The organism is Roseibium sp., from assembly GCF_965229775.1.
Taxonomy (GTDB): domain Bacteria; phylum Pseudomonadota; class Alphaproteobacteria; order Rhizobiales; family Stappiaceae; genus Roseibium.
Window position 1 is genome coordinate 68,118 of the sequence record NZ_OZ245929.1, and the last position, 16,251, is coordinate 84,368.

Annotated in this window: 14 protein-coding genes; 6 read left to right on the plus strand and 8 right to left on the minus strand. The window is 61.9% G+C overall.

Annotated elements, in window-relative coordinates:
- Nucleotides 1-19: 19 nt before the first annotated feature.
- Nucleotides 20-262 carry a hypothetical protein gene (locus ACO07N_RS00335; protein ID WP_421979109.1) on the minus strand — a complete coding sequence of 81 codons (243 nt, stop codon included), beginning with the start codon at nt 260-262 and terminating at the stop codon, nt 20-22.
- 155 nt (nt 263-417) lie between these two features.
- Here ACO07N_RS00335 and ACO07N_RS00340 point away from each other — a divergent pair, with 155 nt between their 5' ends.
- Entirely contained in the window at nt 418-888 is a 471-nt protein-coding gene (locus ACO07N_RS00340; protein ID WP_421979110.1) for a tRNA (cytidine(34)-2'-O)-methyltransferase, read from the plus strand.
- Between the two features lie 44 nt (nt 889-932).
- A complete protein-coding gene (hemF, locus tag ACO07N_RS00345; protein ID WP_421979111.1) occupies nt 933-1,859 on the plus strand; it encodes an oxygen-dependent coproporphyrinogen oxidase in 927 nt (308 codons plus the stop codon).
- Nucleotides 1,860-1,874: 15 nt separating this feature from the next.
- Here hemF and ACO07N_RS00350 read toward each other — a convergent pair whose 3' ends face one another.
- The 5 genes from ACO07N_RS00350 to ACO07N_RS00370 all read right to left on the minus strand — a co-directional run bounded on the left by ACO07N_RS00350 (nt 1,875) and on the right by ACO07N_RS00370 (nt 5,888).
- Nucleotides 1,875-2,969 (minus strand): HD-GYP domain-containing protein, encoded by a 1,095-nt coding sequence (locus ACO07N_RS00350; RefSeq protein ID WP_421979112.1) that lies wholly within the window; start codon nt 2,967-2,969, stop codon nt 1,875-1,877.
- A gap of 105 nt (nt 2,970-3,074) precedes the next feature.
- Nucleotides 3,075-4,319 carry a CCA tRNA nucleotidyltransferase gene (locus ACO07N_RS00355; RefSeq protein WP_421979113.1) on the minus strand — a complete coding sequence of 415 codons (1,245 nt, stop codon included), beginning with the start codon at nt 4,317-4,319 and terminating at the stop codon, nt 3,075-3,077.
- 4 nt (nt 4,320-4,323) lie between these two features.
- Nucleotides 4,324-4,584: a DUF6111 family protein gene (locus tag ACO07N_RS00360; RefSeq protein WP_421979114.1), complete on the minus strand. Its 261-nt coding sequence runs from the start codon at nt 4,582-4,584 to the stop codon at nt 4,324-4,326.
- The gene (locus tag ACO07N_RS00365; RefSeq protein ID WP_421979115.1) at nt 4,584-5,234 is read right to left on the minus strand and encodes a CoA pyrophosphatase; all 651 of its coding nucleotides are present in this window, start codon (nt 5,232-5,234) and stop codon (nt 4,584-4,586) included. The genes ACO07N_RS00360 and ACO07N_RS00365 overlap by 1 nt, the downstream gene beginning before the upstream one ends.
- Before the next feature lie 54 nt (nt 5,235-5,288).
- The gene (locus ACO07N_RS00370; RefSeq protein ID WP_421979116.1) at nt 5,289-5,888 is read right to left on the minus strand and encodes a DUF1285 domain-containing protein; all 600 of its coding nucleotides are present in this window, start codon (nt 5,886-5,888) and stop codon (nt 5,289-5,291) included.
- A gap of 271 nt (nt 5,889-6,159) precedes the next feature.
- On the opposite strand from ACO07N_RS00370, the gene ACO07N_RS00375 reads away from it, so the two are divergent.
- Genes ACO07N_RS00375 through ACO07N_RS00390 form a run of 4 tightly spaced genes read left to right on the plus strand, consistent with a single transcriptional unit; the run spans nt 6,160 to nt 13,042 of the window.
- On the plus strand, nt 6,160-7,179 hold the full coding sequence (locus ACO07N_RS00375) for an AAA family ATPase (RefSeq protein ID WP_421979117.1): 1,020 nt from the start codon (nt 6,160-6,162) through the stop codon (nt 7,177-7,179).
- Nucleotides 7,180-7,210: 31 nt separating this feature from the next.
- Entirely contained in the window at nt 7,211-8,134 is a 924-nt protein-coding gene (locus ACO07N_RS00380; protein WP_421979118.1) for a DUF58 domain-containing protein, read from the plus strand.
- Between the two features lie 4 nt (nt 8,135-8,138).
- On the plus strand, nt 8,139-10,958 hold the full coding sequence (locus ACO07N_RS00385) for a DUF4159 domain-containing protein (protein WP_421979119.1): 2,820 nt from the start codon (nt 8,139-8,141) through the stop codon (nt 10,956-10,958).
- Between the two features lie 8 nt (nt 10,959-10,966).
- Complete coding sequence (locus ACO07N_RS00390) at nt 10,967-13,042, plus strand: hypothetical protein (RefSeq protein ID WP_421979120.1); 2,076 nt, start codon at nt 10,967-10,969, stop codon at nt 13,040-13,042.
- Nucleotides 13,043-13,093: 51 nt separating this feature from the next.
- Here the strand turns inward: ACO07N_RS00390 and ACO07N_RS00395 are convergent, their stop codons facing one another.
- Nucleotides 13,094-15,484, minus strand: coding sequence for a putative bifunctional diguanylate cyclase/phosphodiesterase (locus ACO07N_RS00395; protein ID WP_421979121.1), 2,391 nt, complete (start codon nt 15,482-15,484; stop codon nt 13,094-13,096).
- Nucleotides 15,485-15,719: 235 nt separating this feature from the next.
- Nucleotides 15,720-16,214 carry a GNAT family N-acetyltransferase gene (locus ACO07N_RS00400; protein WP_421979122.1) on the minus strand — a complete coding sequence of 165 codons (495 nt, stop codon included), beginning with the start codon at nt 16,212-16,214 and terminating at the stop codon, nt 15,720-15,722.
- Between the last annotated feature and the right edge of the window lie 37 nt (nt 16,215-16,251).

Below are 16,251 nucleotides of genomic sequence, written 5' to 3' on the forward strand. Positions count from 1 at the left end.
AGGTGGTGCGATTCTAGGGTCAGGACTCATTAATTTGGTTTAATTGGCGCAGCAAACGGCGATGAGCTGCGAGGAAATGCGCGAAAAGCGGGCTTCCTGCCCGGTTGAGCGGTTTGACGAAGCAGATCGAAGCCGTTTTTGCGTCCCGCAGGGATAGGGTGAATTTACCCGGCAACGTCGTTGCAAATCTTTGGAAACCGGACGGTTTCCTGCAGCTTTGCGCCTCGTATCCGAACAAATTCATCCCTACCAATTCATCCAAATTAATGAGTCCTGACCCTGGCGATCATTCTACGCGCGGAAGGTGTCACCCGACCAACAATATCCTTGCGGTTTTCGCAAACGCGAATGACATTTGGCGCCCAGGCTGATATCCAGCCGAGCCCGAAATCCTGTGTTGAAAAGAGTTCCCGAAGCATGCCCGACCTAGCTCTCTATCAGCCTGACATTCCACAGAACACGGGCACGATCCTGCGCCTGTGCGCCTGCATGAGCGTAACTGTGCATCTGATTGAGCCGGCAGGCTTTCCGATTTCGGACAGTGCACTCAAGCGCGCCGGCATGGATTATCTTGAACGCGCTTCGATGCGGCGGCACAGGAGCTTTGCGGACTTCGAACTGTTCAGGCTGACCCAAAACCGCCGCCTGATCCTGCTCACCACCAAGTCGGACAGGAACTATACGGATTTTGAGTTTCAGGCCGACGACATTCTGGTCATGGGCCGCGAAAGCACCGGGGTTCCGCAGAGCGTGCACGATCTGGTTGACGCGCGGCTGACTATTCCGATGGCCGAGGGTATGCGTTCGATCAACGTCGCCATATCCTCCGGCATGGCGCTTGGTGAAGCCTTGCGGCAGACGGACACATTTCCTAAGAAACTGGATTGAAAGCCGCCCTGGCTCGGACACCTGCTGACGCGAAGGCCAATCACATGACAGCACCTGCTCCTGAAAAACGCGGGGGACCGATCCCCGACAACATCGAGCAAAAGAAGGAAACGGCGCCTGCCTGGTTCGAGGGTCTGCGCGACAGCATCTGCAAGGCGTTCGAGGACCTTGAAGACGAAATCGGCGCACGGTCCGGCCCCCTGTCCGACCAGCCCGCGGGACGGTTCGAACGCACGCCCTGGGAGCGCACCGACAGCTCCGGCCAGAAAGGCGGCGGCGGTGTCATGTCCATGATGCACGGGCGCGTCTTCGAGAAAGTCGGCGTTCACGTCTCAACGGTCCACGGGGAGTTTTCTCCCGAGTTTCGGGGACAGATACCCGGAGCCTCGGAAGATCCGCGGTTCTGGGCGTCCGGCATCAGCCTGATCGCGCATCTGCACAATCCCCACGTGCCCGCCGTTCACATGAACACACGCATGGTCGTGACAACGAAGCAGTGGTTCGGCGGCGGCGCGGACCTGACACCGGTGCTGGATGCCCGCCGCACGCAGGAAGATCCGGACACGATCGCCTTCCACGAAGCGATGCGGTCTGCCTGCATGGCCCACGACGTCGCCGACTATGACGCCTACAAGGCCTGGTGCGACGACTATTTCTTCTTGAAGCACCGTAACGAAGCCCGGGGCATCGGCGGCATCTTCTACGACTATCTTCACAGTGGTGACTGGGACGCCGACTTCGCCTTCACCAGGGCCGTCGGCGAGGCATTCCTGGGCATTTATCCAGAATTGGTGAGAAAGAACTTTGAAAAGCCGTGGTCCGAGCAGGAACGCGAGGAACAGCTGGTCAGGCGCGGCAGATACGTGGAATACAACCTGCTCTATGATCGCGGCACGATCTTCGGATTGAAGACGGGAGGCAACGTCGCCTCGATCCTCTCGTCCATGCCGCCGGTCGTGAAGTGGCCCTGAGACGCCTTCGACCGGTCAGGCTGCCGGGGCTTCCCGCGTGACCGCGCCGAAGGCCCGCCCGAAGAGCATCTGGAAAAGGCTGGCGACAATTTTCTGATCCAGCTTCGGCCCCATGTCCTTCAGCATGTCGACTGCGGTGCGCGAGGGAACGCTGCCCCTGTAGGAACGCTGTTCCGTAAGCGCGACGAAGATGTCGCAAACGGTGATCAGCCGCACCTTCGGGACAAGCTGCTCGCCGCGCAGGCCTTTCGGATAACCGGAGCCGTCCAGCAACTCGTGGTGCTGAATGGCCATACGTTTCACATCCGCGGACACTTCCAGTCTCGACTTCAGGATATCCCGTCCGAACACCGGGTGCTTGTCGATGATTTTCCGCTCCTGGGGCGTGAGCTTGCCGGGCTTGTCGAGAATTGTCAGCGGAATACGCATCTTGCCGATGTCATGGACAAGCCCGCCGGCGATGACTTCCTTGCAGTCCTCCTCGCTCCAGCCGATATGCTTGGCCAGCATGCCGGCAAGGCCGGCGACCTGAAGCGAATGGCTGTATGTGGCGCTGTGATGCGTCTCGAAGGCATTCAGCCAGCACGACACGCCGTCCTTCTTGAGCGCGGTCAGCATGTCCTCAGCGCTCTCGTTCATCAGGCTGATGCGGATCTTGGCCCCTTCCACCGTCGACAGGCAAAGGCTCTCAAGGAAGGTGTTGCTCGACTTGTAGGCGCGGGCCGTCGTTTCCGGGGTCTTGTGCGGCAGTGCTTCAAGGATATCGGTCTCCATGAGCTGCTTCAACCGCTTCAGGAGGAGCGCGAACGGCGCGTCACGTTCAAGCGTCTCCGTCTTGCCGAGTGCCCCGGCCTGGATGACCTCCCTCCGGTTCTTCTGCGACACCAGGCAGATGACAGGTATGGATGCGATGCTGCTCCAGGACGCCTTCAGTGCCGCCAGTCCGGCATCGGTGGCACCGAGCAACTCGACCACGGCCACCTTGCCCTCACCAACCGTGTGCGGCGACACCATATCCATGTTTATGAGGCGGGCCGGAAAGAAAAAGGGAAGCTTCCTGACCGGGGAATCCATCGGTAGTGGCCCGTCTGAAATAAGAACTATTTCCATCGATCGTCTCGTTCGCGCCCTCAAAACATGTGAGACATGAAATACAGGTGGATTCCTATAGGGAACTGCAAACGTTATCTTGCAGGAATTACTTTTAAAATTTCGCTAAGACGCGGCACCGGACCGTTCGAGCAATTGCTCCTTGGTCAGTGCAAACTCGCTTTCGATCCACGCGACTTCCAGCCGCCTCAGAAGTGCGCCGAGTTCCGGTCCGGCCTTGTGACCGAGCGAAATCAGATCCGCGCCTTTCAGGGGAAATTCGGGGATGACCTGTGCGGCGAGATCGGACAGCATGCCCTCGTAGAAGGCGCTGTCCTCCTTCGCTCCCGCAAGACTGGCGGACCAGACAGCCAGCAGGCCGTCGATCGCACCTTCCCGCCCGAACGCATACGACATCGCCGCAGCGCTCGGACGCCGTGCGGTCTGCAGGAACCGCTTCTTCGCGGCCCACGCCGTTTCCATGCGTTTGCGTTCCTGGTTCGAAAGCCGGAAGCGGTCGGAGATCCTGGCCAGGTCCTCGCGCACGAAACCCGCGAGCACAACAAGTCCGAGTTCGGCATCCCGTGTCTGCGGCGCGACGCTGTCCAGCGACCGAAGCGCATCGTAGTCGTCAATCCGGGCCAGGCCGCCGGTTGCGATTTCCCAGAGACCGCAATCATTCATCATGCGAAGCGCGTAGGCAGCACGCGGCGCGCGCAGCAGCCGGCGCATTTCGTGACCGATACGTTCAGCGGACAGCTGCCGTAACCCGTTCCTCTGCCGAAGGCACGCGCCGAGACCCTCCGCGTCGAGTTCCCCCTCGCCGTAAGCCGCGTAGATGCGGAAGAACCTCAGGATCCGAAGATAGTCTTCCTTGATGCGGCCGTCGGCGTCGCCGATGAACCGGACGCGGCGGCCGAGACAATCATCGAGGCCGCCAAGCGGATCATGGAGATGCCCGTTCCGGTCCACGTAGAGCGCATTCATGGTGAAGTCCCGGCGTCTTGCATCCTTTTCCCAGTCGCGGCCGAAGACAACGCGCGCCTGCCGGCCGAACGTTTCGATGTCCTCTCGCAAGGTCGTGACTTCGTAGGGAAAATCATCGGCAACAATCGTGATCGTGCCATGCTCGAGCCCGGTTCCGATTGCTTTCAGACCGGCGTCCCGGGCGCGGGACATCACGACATCCGGCGGAGCGGTCGTCGCGATATCGACGTCGGGAACGGGATGATCCAGCAAGGTGTTGCGCACCGCACCGCCGACGACCCGCGCCGCGTCTCCGTCGCGTTCGACGGCGGAGAACACCGCCTGAATGCCGGGCGCGGCAAGCCAGTCGGCGTTCGAGAGCTTTTCGTCCACACTGGAAGTCATGTGCCTATTCGAAACCACCGGGCACGAAAACGCCATCCTTCATTTGCGTTGGCCGGTAGTCGGTCCCCTCGGGCCCGCGGTTCAACGTGGACATGACGATGAAGCCCGCGATCACCAGAACAAGGCCTGACACGGTCAGCCATGCCAGCGGCCCCCGCGCCCAGCGGTCAGGATCCTTGCTTCTCTTCGTGAGCCACAACCAGATCGCGTAGCAGAGAAAAGGCAGGAGAAACAGGAGCAGGTGGGTCAGTGCAACACGCAGCATCAGCGATAAACCGTCTCGTACATGGATCTTATGATTCCGGCGGTAACGCCCCAGATATAGCGTTCTCCGAACGGCATGGCATAGAAATAGCGCCGTTTGCCTTGCCAGTCCCGGCTCTGTTTCTGGTGGTTCACCGGGTCCATCAGGAAATTGAGCGGAACTTCAAAGACGTCTTCGACTTCGTCCGGGTTGGGTTGAAACGGGCCGGTGGTCTGCAGCTTTCCGACGACCGGAATGATCTTGTAACCGGAGCCGGTCAGATAGGGGGCGAGCGTGCCGAGAGGTTCGACCCTGTCCGGCAAAAGCCCGATTTCCTCGTCCGCTTCGCGCAGCGCCGCCTCGACAGGTCCCGCATCGGTGGGGTCGATCTTGCCGCCCGGAAAGGCAACCTGGCCCGCATGTGCCTTCAGGTGTCCGGTGCGCTGCGTCAGAACCACGCTGAGGCCGGCGTCGCGTTCCAGTATGCCGATGAGCACCGCCGCATCCCTTGGTGCGCCCTGCCAGCGCGCATAGGGCGGAAGATCGGGATTGAGGATATGATCGCCGGTTTCGGGCTGTGCGGCACGTTGGGCGGCAACATCAAGGCGTTGCCGAAGGTCTTCCGACCATCGGTTCAAATGAATCCCCTTGTCCACGATTGGAGCGCTCATCCGGAAACGGGCTCTGGTTTGGTTATTGTCCGCACAATCAAATGGTTATTCCGTTCATTTCAGCAAGTGTGCACCGATCGGAAAAAAGCTCCCTTCGCTCCAGATCCCGGTTTCGGCGCCGGCGGCGCCCTCGCGTTCCACGATCAGCTCCGCCAGCTGGTACATGAGCGCGCGCGTGAACAGCGCTTCCAGCCTGCCCCGCACCAGAACATAGGGTTTCAGGCCACCGCTGTCCGTTTCTTTTTCAAATCTCAGCGGGTGTCCGGCCCCAACTTTCACGAGTTCACCGAGATTTGTCCTGAGCGTCAGTTCCTGTTCTTCCCCCGTTCCCGCCACGGCCATTTCAACGGCCAGAAACGGGGCATCATCGACGGTGATGCCGATCTTTTCGACCGGTGTAACGAGATAGTGCTTGCCGTCGGCATCCCGTCTCAGAACCGAAGCGAACAACTTCACCAGTGGCTGCCGTCCGATCGGCGACCCGAGGTAAAACCACGTTCCGTCCCGGGCAATCCGGATGTCGAGATCCCCGCAAAACGGCGGATTCCACTTCTCCACCGGGGGAAGCGACCTGTCCTTTCCGTCCGCCCTGCTCATCAGGGCCTTCAACCCCTCCGGCATGTCTGCCGCGGCTGGATTGTCATTTTGTGGCATTTGTTTCACAGTCCTGAAAAGAAATTCCGGCCCCTCCGGAAAATTGCCGAGACATTAACTTACCCGTCGGTTGCCGGCCCGGGAACGCCCTTCTTAAGCACAGCCTTTTCCCCAACACCTGGAAAGAATCTTGGACCTTTCCACTGTATGGCGCACAATTGCGCCTTATCTACAGATTTATATGGTGTCAGACTGCATGAGTCGCAGCAACCGAAGACAATGCCCCGCGCCGCCTCAGGTCCGGGAAAAGACAAGACGGGAAAGGTGATTCATGAGCGTTGTTTCCCCCTCGAACCCCAGCGATGAAGATCTCGCCGCCGTAGCGGAAAACGCGGAACGGGCGGTTTCGCGCATCACCGACGCGAAGGCCGATATCGCGCGGATCATCTTCGGTCAGGAAACGGTCGTGGAGCAGTCTCTCGTGACCATCCTGGCGGGCGGCCACGGTCTGCTCGTGGGCGTTCCGGGGCTTGCAAAGACGAAGCTTGTTGAAACGCTCGGCACCGTTCTTGGCCTCGATGCACGCAGAATTCAGTTCACGCCGGACCTGATGCCTTCCGACATTCTCGGCGCCGAGGTCATGGAACAGTCGGCCGATGGCGGCCGGTCCTTCCGCTTCATTCCTGGGCCTGTGTTTTCTCAGCTGCTCATGGCCGACGAAATCAACCGGGCAAGCCCGCGCACGCAGTCCGCACTGTTGCAGGCGATGCAGGAATACCACGTGACGGTGGCCGGTCACCCGCATGACCTGCCGCGGCCGTTCCACGTTCTGGCAACGCAAAACCCGCTCGAACAGGAAGGCACCTATCCGCTTCCGGAAGCGCAGCTCGACCGCTTTCTCATGCAGATCGATGTTCATTATCCCGATCTTGAGGCTGAGCGCCGGATCCTTCTGGAGACGACCGGTGCGGATCAGGCGGAAGCGCAGGTTGCGATGAATGCCGAGGAGCTGATGGAATATCAGCAACTCGTGCGCCGCATGCCGGTCGGTGAATCGGTTGTTGAGGCCATATTGAAACTCGTCCGTTCGGCGCGGCCTGACGACAGCTCGGCCGAGAGCGACATCACCAAGCTGATTGCGTGGGGACCGGGGCCGCGAGCAAGCCAGGCGCTCATGCTGACGGTGCGTGCACGCGCCCTGGTGGACGGCCGTCTGGCCCCGTCCGTGGACGATGTGCTCGCCCTGGCGGAACCCGTTCTGCAGCACCGGATGGCACTGACCTTTGCCGCCAGAGCCGATGGTCATACTGTGAGAGACGTCATTCAGCGCGTCAAAGAGACAATCGCCTGAGACCGAGTCTTTCGCAGGAGCCCGAGACCATATGGACCCCCGGACAAACAAGGCAGGCATAGACCAGGACACGTGGCCCAGCGTCATCGGCGAGGCAAGATCCGTCGCCGACGCGCTGCCGGATCTCCTGGTGGAGGCGAGCCATGTCGCCAGCTCGATCATTGCCGGCTGGCATGGCAGGCGCAGAGCCGGTCCGGGCGAGAGTTTCTGGCAGTTCCGGCCCTTCAACATGGGCGAGCCTGCCAAGCGGATCGACTGGCGCCGCTCCGCGCGGGACGACCATCTCTACGTACGCGAGCGCGAGTGGGAAGCTGCGCATACGGTCTGGCTGTGGTCCGACCTGTCCTCCTCGATGGTGTTTCAGTCACGCCTGTCCATGGTCAGCAAACGGGACCGTGCCATCGTCCTGATGCTTGCGCTTGCCGACATGCTGGCGGAGACCGGCGAACGGATCGGGCTTCCGGGACTGACCAGGCCCTTTTCCGACAGGCGCGCGGCGGAACGGCTCGCAGACGCCCTCGCCCATCTGTCAAAACCTGTCGCCTTTCCCGATACCACATCGGTGAAGCGCTTCGCCGACGTGGTTCTGGTCTCCGATTTCCTCGATCCGCTCGATGACATTGCCGAATGGGTCGCCCGCGTCGCCAGCACCGGCGCGAAGGGTCATCTGGTGCAGGTCCTCGATCCGATCGAGGAAACCTTTCCCTTCGATGGCCGGATCGAATTTACCGATCCGGAGCTCGGAACGCGCCTGACTGCGGGCCGCGCGGAAAACTGGCGCGAGGACTATCACACCAAGCTGGAAGCACACCGGGCAGAGGTCCGGGACATGGCCCGCCGCGCGGGCTGGACCTACGTGCTCCACCATACCGACCGGCCCGCGGCCGAGCCGCTTCTTGTCCTGCACAGCGCGCTGTCCGGTGCGCTCGACGTGATGAACAGGGGAGGTATCTGAGCCGATGTTAGCCGGTCTGCCCCTGACCTTCACCGCCCCTTGGATCCTCGCAGCGCTCGCGCTCCTGCCGGTCATCTGGTGGCTGCTGCGCCTGACCCCGCCGCGTCCGCGCGAAATCTCATTTCCCCCGACGCGCCTGCTTCTCGACATCGACCAGCACGAGGAAACCCCTCAGCGCAGCCCTTGGTGGCTGACCCTTTTGCGGCTGCTGCTGGCTGCGATCCTGATCATTGCCCTGGCCGGGCCGGTCTGGCGCACGTCCGAACCCGTTGCCACCGGAGACGGTGTTCTCTGGCTTCTGGTCGACAACGGCTGGACGTCCGCAAAAAGCTGGGACGCGCAGCTCAGCGCCGCCGAACAGATCCTCGCAACCGCCGAACAGTCGGGGCAGCCGGTCGTCTTCGTGGCGACAGCGGAGGGCCCAAATCAGGGTTTCACGCCGGAAGCTGCAAGTGCCGCGCTCGAAAAGCTGCGGGCACTGGAACCACGCCCCTACCCGCCCCAGCGCAGTGAACTGAATATCGGCCTGCGCAAGGCCGCACAGGACACCATGCCGGGCACGATTGTCTGGCTGTCCGACGATACCGAGCTGGAAGGTCCGTTCATGACCGACCTCGCCGCAATGACAGGCAATGTCCCGGTCACGATTCTGACCGGCCTCGACACCCCGATGGGCCTGAAGAACCTGCAAAACGATACCGATGCGCTGTCCGTAACCGTGGTCCGCCACGACGAACAGCTCCTGGGGACGGCCAATGTCAGGGCTCTGGATCTGAAGGGACTGGTTCTCGGCGAAGTCCAGGCCAGTTTTGACGCCGGCAACACGGAAACCACCGCACGGTTCGAATTGCCGAGCGAATTGCGCAACGACATCGCCCGCGTCGAGATCTCCGGGGAAGCGGCTGCCGGTGCAGTCCAGCTGGTCGATGACAGCTGGCGCCGCCGCACGATCGGCCTCATTTCCGGTCAGTCCGGTGATCTCGATCAGCCCTTGCTGTCGCCGGTCTACTATCTTGAGCGCGCGCTGTTGCCGTTTTCCGATATCCGCCGCTCGAAGGACAGCGATATTGCCTTGGCCGTGCCAGAACTGATCGACCAGGGCATCTCCGTGCTGGTTCTAGCCGATGTCGGGCGTCTTCCGGACACGACGGCCGCTGAACTGAGAGAGTGGATTGAGAACGGCGGCACGCTCGTGCGCTTCGCCGGTCCGCGCACGGCAGGCGGCAGCGACGACCTGATCCCCGTGCGCCTTCGGGCCGGTGATCGCTCGCTCGGCGGCTCTCTTTCCTGGAAACAGCCGCAGCACCTTGCCGATTTCCCGGACGATTCCCCCTTCTTCGGCCTGAAGGTGCCCGAAGAAGTGACCGTGAACCGGCAAGTGCTGGCGGAACCAACATCGGACCTGCCTGAAAGAACCTGGGCGATGCTTGAGGACGGCACGCCGCTCGTGACCGCCGCGCCCATTGGCGCAGGCAGTGTTGTCCTCTTCCATGTCACGGCCGATTCGGCCTGGTCCAATCTGCCGCTGTCCGGTGTCTTCCTGAACATGCTGCGCAGGATCCTGGCCGTTTCGAACGTTGCCGCCGCCTCCGAAACCACCGATGACAGCACGTCGGCGTCAAGCGTGCTGCCGCCCTTGCGGCTGCTTGACGGCTACGGGCGCTTCAGTGCCCCGCCGGTCGAGGTTACGCCTGTCAGCGCGGCAGATTTCCGGGAAGCGGCTGCCAGCCGGCGAACGCCGCCCGGCCTCTACGGAACCGAAGACGGTTTCCGCGCACTGAATCTCATGGGCGCGGAGGACACCCTGTCATCGCTCGACCTGACGCTGCTCGGCGACCGGGCAACCAGGACCGCCTACCCGGCGTCCGATCCGATCGACCTCAGGGCGTTTTTCTTCACGCTCGCTTTTCTGCTGCTCGTGGCGGACGCTATCGCCGTCTTTCTGCTTGCCGGCGGTCTCAGCCGCATCGGACTTCGCAGCCGCGCCGCCGGGATTGCCGGTCTGCTTGCCGTGATGTTCACCTGCGCGGCGTATATCGGCACCTCTCCGGCTCTGGCGCAATCGACATCGGACGAACTGCAGGCGCTTGAATCCACGCTGGATACGCGTCTCGCCTATGTCATCACGGGCAACCCGGAAATTGACGATGCAAGTGCCGCCGGCCTGGCGGGCCTGACCCGTTTTCTGGCTGAAAGAACCGCGCTGGAGCCCGGCGCGCCCGTTGCGATCGACATCGCGAATGACGAACTGGCGTTTTATTCTCTGCTCTACTGGCCGATCGATCCTGTCGCGGACAAGCCGAACGACCAGACGATGGCCCGGATCGACACGTTCATGCGCAACGGCGGCACCATCCTGTTCGACACGCGCGATCATATCAACGCATCCGCCACCGGTTTTTCGTCGACACCGGCAACGCTGAAACTGCGCGAGATCCTGGAGGATCTGGACGTCCCGCCCTTGCAGCCGGTCCCGCCAGATCATGTCCTGACCAAGGCGTTCTATCTGCTTGATGCCTTCCCCGGACGCTATGCCGGTAGCCCGCTCTGGGTGGAGAGCCTTGAGGAAATCGCCGCGCGCGGCGACCGTCCGGTGCGGGCGGGCGATGGCGTATCGCCCATCATGATCACGGGCAACGACTTCGCGTCGGCCTGGGCCATCACCGAAGAGGGCGAATTCATGTACCCCACGGTTCCCAACAGCCCCGTGCAGCGCGACTACGCCTTCAGATCCGGCGTCAACATCGTCATGTACAGCCTGACCGGCAACTACAAGGCCGATCAGGTTCACATCCCCGCCCTGCTTGAACGGCTGGGACAATAGGAGCGCCGATGGTCTGGTCCCTTTCCTTCGACCCGCTGCTGCCCCTCTGGGCGCTTGTTGCCGGAGGCGCGATCGCCCTCTTTCTTGCGGCGCTATCCGGTTACCTCAGTCTGCGTGGATGGGTCCTGCGCTCGCTCACGATGGCTCTGTTGCTGTTTGCGCTCGCCAATCCGGCGGTAGAACGCGAGGACCGCGAACCGCTCTCCAGCGTGGTTGCGCTGGTCGTCGACAAGAGCCAGAGCCAGCGCCTGGCGGACCGGGAGGCAACCACGGACGAAGCGGCCGCCGAGATCCAGCGCCGCGTCGCCGCACTCAAGGGCTTTGACCTGCGCGTCCTGGAATCCCGCAATGCCGGCTCAGGCAACGGGACAGAGCTCTTTCAGACCCTCAGCAACGGACTTGCGGATGTGCCGCCGGAACGGGTGGGCGGCGCGATCATTGTTTCGGACGGACAGATCCATGATGTGCCGGAAAGCGCGGGTGCGCTCGGTTTCGACGCTCCTGTCCACGGTGTGATCACCGGCGCACCGGACGAGCGGGACCGCCGTATCGTGCTCGACAAGGCTCCGAGATTCGGCCTGGTCGGCTCGGAGCAGACCGTCAGCCTCACCGTGGTTGACCAGGGCGCGGGCACCGGTCCGGGAGATCTCGTTCAGCTGTCGGTCAAGCGGGACGGCACCGTGGTGAGCGAACGCACGGCGCGCACCGGTGAAAAGATCGATATTCCGGTCGAAATCGCGCATGGCGGCGACAACATCTTCGAATTCGAGGCAGCCCCGCTCGAGAACGAACTGACGACTTTGAACAATCGCGCCGTGGTTACCATTGACGGCATCCGAGAAAACCTTCGGGTCCTCCTCGTCTCGGGCTCACCGCATTCCGGCGAGCGCACCTGGCGCAACCTTCTCAAGTCCGATGCGTCCGTCGATCTTGTCCATTTCACCATCCTGCGCCCCCCGGAAAAGCAGGACGGCACGCCGATCAACCAGCTTTCGCTGATCGCCTTCCCGACACGCGAACTCTTCTCGGTCAAGATCGACGAGTTCGACCTGATCATTTTCGACCGCTACGTCAGGCGTGGCGTGTTGCCGATGCTCTATTTCGACAACATCGCTCGGTACGTTCAGGACGGCGGCGCCGTGCTGCTCGCGGGCGGTCCGGACTACGCCGAAGCGGGCAGCCTGTACCGGACGCCGCTTGCGCCGATCCTGCCTGCAAGCCCCACGGGTGGCATTTTGGAAGAACCTTTCCACGCGACGCTGGCAAGCCTCGGCGAACGGCATCCCGTGACCAGGGGCCTTCCCGGTTCGGAGCAGGATCCGCCGGCCTGGAGCCGCTGGTTCCGCGCGGTCGATACCCAGCTTGATGCCGGACAACAGCTGATGTCCGGCCCGAGCGATACACCTCTGCTGGTGCTCAACCGCGAGGGCGAAGGCCGCGTCGCGATGCTGCTCTCCGATCACGTCTGGCTTTGGGCACGCGGCTTTGAGGGCGGCGGACCTCACGTCCCGCTGCTGCGCCGGCTGGCACACTGGCTGATGCAGGAACCTGATCTCGAAGAAGAAGCGCTCAATGTATCGATCCGGGGATCCGACCTTGTCGTGGAACGGCAAACCCTGGGAGACACCGTGGGTGAAGTGACCGTCACCGCACCTGCGGGCGACACGACGCTGGTGGACATGAGCGAGCGGGAACCCGGCCTTTGGCGCGGGGACATGGCCGCGGACCAGACTGGATTGTTCTCGGTGACGGACGGCACGCTGAGCGCGCTCATTCATGTCGGCCCGCAAAATCCCAAGGAATACACGGACGTTCTTTCGACGACCGACGTGCTGACACCGATCAGCGAGGCAACCGGCGGCAGCACCCAGCGGCTGAGAGACGTGGGCGGCGACCTGGACATTCCCCGCGTCGTCTCCATGCAGCCTTCCGCGAGCTATGCCGGCAACGGCTGGATCGGCCTGAAGGCGACCGAAGCCAGCGTCCTGAATGGTGTCGACCGTTACCCGCTGATGATCGGACTTCTCGGCCTGGCGCTGCTGCTCGGCATGCTGTCCCTGACATGGTATCGCGAGGGACGGTGACCGGCACGATTCCGGACGTTTGAACCGAGACCCAACGCCGTACCCTGGCCTTCAGGCCGTTCTTTCCGTTTGCGCACCTGCCTTCAGAAAGACGGCGAGATCGTCGACCTGCATCGGCTTGGCAAGCGCGAAACCCTGGGCAAAGTCGCATTGCATCGTTGCCAGGCGCTCGACCTGTTCCAGCGTGTCTGCCCCTTCCGCGATGACGGGAATGTTCAGGGAATGCCCCATATCGATGATCGACCGCACAAGCCGCTCGAACGTATTGCCCGCTTCGATGCCGGAGACGAGGTTACGATCGATCTTGATATGGGACGGTTCGATGTTCATCAGGCCCATGACGGAGGCGTTTGCCATTCCGAAATCATCGAGATCAAGGAGGCACCCGGCCGCCCGGATCTGGTCGAGCACCCCGGCCACATGCGCGTCGAGATTGTCGAGAGCGATGGTCTCCACAAGTTCGAAACGCAGCTCGAACGGCAGGTCGCGAACAAGCTTGAGCGCATCCGGAAACTCCGGTGACGTCAGCCTTTCTTCAGACAGGTTCACGGCAAGCGCGGGCACATTGATGCCTTGTTCGCCAAGGCCCTTCAACAGACCGACGGACCGTTCCAGCATCATGGCGTCGATTTCGCCGAGAAGATTGAGATCCTTTGCCGTGTCCAGAAAGTCGTGCGGCGACAGCAGCCCGCGGTCCGGGTGCTCCCATCTGACAAGCGCTTCGACACCGGAGACCGTCTGATCCGGCAACCGGAACTGCGGCTGGAAGTACGGCAGGAACTGGCCCTTCTCCAGACCGTTCAAAATTTCAGCCGTCAGGGTTCGCTCTTGCTGAATTGCCGTCCTGAGCGCCGGCGAATACATCACGAACCGGTCCTTGCCGGCCTTCTTGGCATCGTACATGGCAAGGTCGGCGGCCTTCATCAGGTTGGAGCGGTCCGTCGCGTGCTCGGGAAAGCAGGCAAAACCGACGCTTGCCCCGATCCGCGTTTGCGCACCGTCCAGAACGACCGGCTCCTTGAGGCGATCGACGATCAGCCCTGCAAACTCTTCGATACGGTTGACCTTTTCGGACGGGATCCAGATCGCGAATTCGTCTCCGCCGAGACGCGTGACCAGGCAATTGCGGAACGCATCCGGCGAAATCTGACCTGTCTCCTCCGGATCGATGTCCGACAGCCTCTCGACACCGAAAACCTCGCACAATCGCTTACCGACGACCTCGAGAACCTTGTCCCCCACGTCGTGTCCATGCACGTCGTTCACGGCCTTGAACCCATCGAGATCAATCAGCATGAGCGCCCCGGATTGCCCGGCGCCGATCGCGTTGTCCAGTTGCTGATGCAGGTAGGTCCTGTTGCCGAGACCCGTGACCAGATCCTGGTAGGCGAGCGCATTGATGGTCGACAGGTTCTCCCGCAGGCGCAGCACCATTTCCCGGAAACGCCGGCTCAGCTCGTTGAACTCGACCGGCAGCAGACGGCTGGAGCCCTGCAGGTCCGGCAGGCCGAACTCGCCTCCCGCGATCCTGGACGACGCCCGCGATATCTGTTCGATCGGCCGGACCACACGCAGGGAGACCAGAAGCGCGAGCGCCAGAGCGGAGGCCACCCCGATCGCCAGGACGATGACCCCGGACCGCCGTGCGATGTCGGCCTTTTGCTGCAATTCGGCGATCGGCTGCGGGATCATCACCCCCCAACCGACAGGATGAACGAAGGTGAATCCGGCAATCATGTCGCCCTTAAGCGCAGGGGAATAGAAGGTCTCGACACCGGTCTGCCGCGCCAGCATGCGTTGCACCGCCGAGATCCCGGACATGTCCTTGCGCGCGGCAACCCAGTCGGGAAGGGGATGCGAAAGCGCCTTTCCGGTGTGATCGACGATCGCGGCGTGACCCCGGACACCGAAGGAAATCGCTTCCCCGAGTTCGCGGAAATAGGTTGTCCGCACGGCACCGACCGCTAGTCCGTCCTCAAGCGGACGAACCATGTGCAGCACGTTTTCACCGTCCGCGGTTTGCACGACCGGGCCGAACGTGACTTCGCCCGGAACAGCGAGCGCCTTGAGCCGGTCAAGTTCCGTTTCGGGGATCGTGTCGGGACAGGGAGCGGAGGCCGATGCCAGCGTCAAAGTCACCTTGCCGGTGTCCCAGTCCGCGATACAGACATGACGGAAACTCAGATTGTCGAGCACGCGGACCATCGACTTGGTTTCCGACCAGGCTTCCGGCGTGTCGAGAAGCAGGTCGAATGTGGTGACGAGATCCCGGTAATACCGCTCCAGGGCTGCCGCAAGGTTTCGCGCCAGGAGCAGGTGGCGTTCATGCACCTCGTCCAGCTCGCCTTCCAGTACTTCCGAGTGCGGCCACGCCTGGAAAAGCAACAGTGGTGTCATCGACAGGAAAAGAAACAACGTCAGCAAAAAATATCTGAGTTTCATGTTTCGAATGCCTCGGCAAAATCCTGTCGCGAGGGATTCTATATGCCGAAACTCTTAACCCGAAACAAAAACAACAATAGGAAAAATAATCAATGGCGCGATAAAGCGGACTTTCCTCTGCGTACACGCGAATGTGACCTTTTCACCGGACACCTGTCGCATACCGGGCACGCCTTCCGGTATGAAACCAGGTAGTTGATGTCCGGCTGACTGGACAGGGTCCGCCAGGCTGGCGTTATTGCCCGCCCTGTACCGCACCTTCGGGCATCTCTGCCCCATTCACTAGCGCGACCAGCAGCCTTGCCGGATCGACCGGACCCGGCAGCGTGATCTGGCCGAGGGGCACTTGCTGAAAACCGAAAGGACTGTAATAGGGCGCGTCGCCGACGAGAAGAACGATCTTGTCACCGGCCAGTTCGGCAGCATCCATGGCGGTGCGCATCAATGCCTTGCCAAGCCCCCTGTTCTTGAAGTCGGGCGACACGGTCAGCGGTCCGAGCAACAGCGCCGCGGTGTCACCGATGAGGATCGGTGACAGCCGGATCGACCCGGCAATCTGCGATCCGACGAGACCGACAAAGGAAAGATCCCGCCGGGGTTCGACACTTTCCCGGATGCGGAACGCGGTGCGCGCGAACCGGCCCGGTCCGAATGCATTTGCCTGGAGATCTTCAATTGCTGTGGTGTCGGCGGCCTCTTCCGGCCGGATAACCCAGGTGGTCTGTTTCATGAGATTGGTCCTGAACAAGCGATCTTAAAGCAAGCGC

Excerpts from the sequence above, each read along its gene's own strand:
- ACO07N_RS00340 (WP_421979110.1), top strand. The coding sequence starts at position 418 with ATGCCCGACCTAGCTCTCTATCAGCCTGACATTCCACAGAACACGGGC.
- ACO07N_RS00365 (WP_421979115.1), bottom strand. The coding sequence starts at position 5,234 with ATGAGCGCTCCAATCGTGGACAAGGGGATTCATTTGAACCGATGGTCG.
- ACO07N_RS00350 (WP_421979112.1), bottom strand. The coding sequence starts at position 2,969 with ATGGAAATAGTTCTTATTTCAGACGGGCCACTACCGATGGATTCCCCG.
- ACO07N_RS00395 (WP_421979121.1), bottom strand. The coding sequence starts at position 15,484 with ATGAAACTCAGATATTTTTTGCTGACGTTGTTTCTTTTCCTGTCGATG.
- ACO07N_RS00380 (WP_421979118.1), top strand. The coding sequence starts at position 7,211 with ATGGACCCCCGGACAAACAAGGCAGGCATAGACCAGGACACGTGGCCC.
- ACO07N_RS00355 (WP_421979113.1), bottom strand. The coding sequence starts at position 4,319 with ATGACTTCCAGTGTGGACGAAAAGCTCTCGAACGCCGACTGGCTTGCC.
- ACO07N_RS00360 (WP_421979114.1), bottom strand. The coding sequence starts at position 4,584 with ATGCTGCGTGTTGCACTGACCCACCTGCTCCTGTTTCTCCTGCCTTTT.
- ACO07N_RS00400 (WP_421979122.1), bottom strand. The coding sequence starts at position 16,214 with ATGAAACAGACCACCTGGGTTATCCGGCCGGAAGAGGCCGCCGACACC.
- ACO07N_RS00375 (WP_421979117.1), top strand. The coding sequence starts at position 6,160 with ATGAGCGTTGTTTCCCCCTCGAACCCCAGCGATGAAGATCTCGCCGCC.
- ACO07N_RS00370 (WP_421979116.1), bottom strand. The coding sequence starts at position 5,888 with ATGCCACAAAATGACAATCCAGCCGCGGCAGACATGCCGGAGGGGTTG.
- ACO07N_RS00390 (WP_421979120.1), top strand. The coding sequence starts at position 10,967 with ATGGTCTGGTCCCTTTCCTTCGACCCGCTGCTGCCCCTCTGGGCGCTT.
- hemF (WP_421979111.1), top strand. The coding sequence starts at position 933 with ATGACAGCACCTGCTCCTGAAAAACGCGGGGGACCGATCCCCGACAAC.
- ACO07N_RS00385 (WP_421979119.1), top strand. The coding sequence starts at position 8,139 with ATGTTAGCCGGTCTGCCCCTGACCTTCACCGCCCCTTGGATCCTCGCA.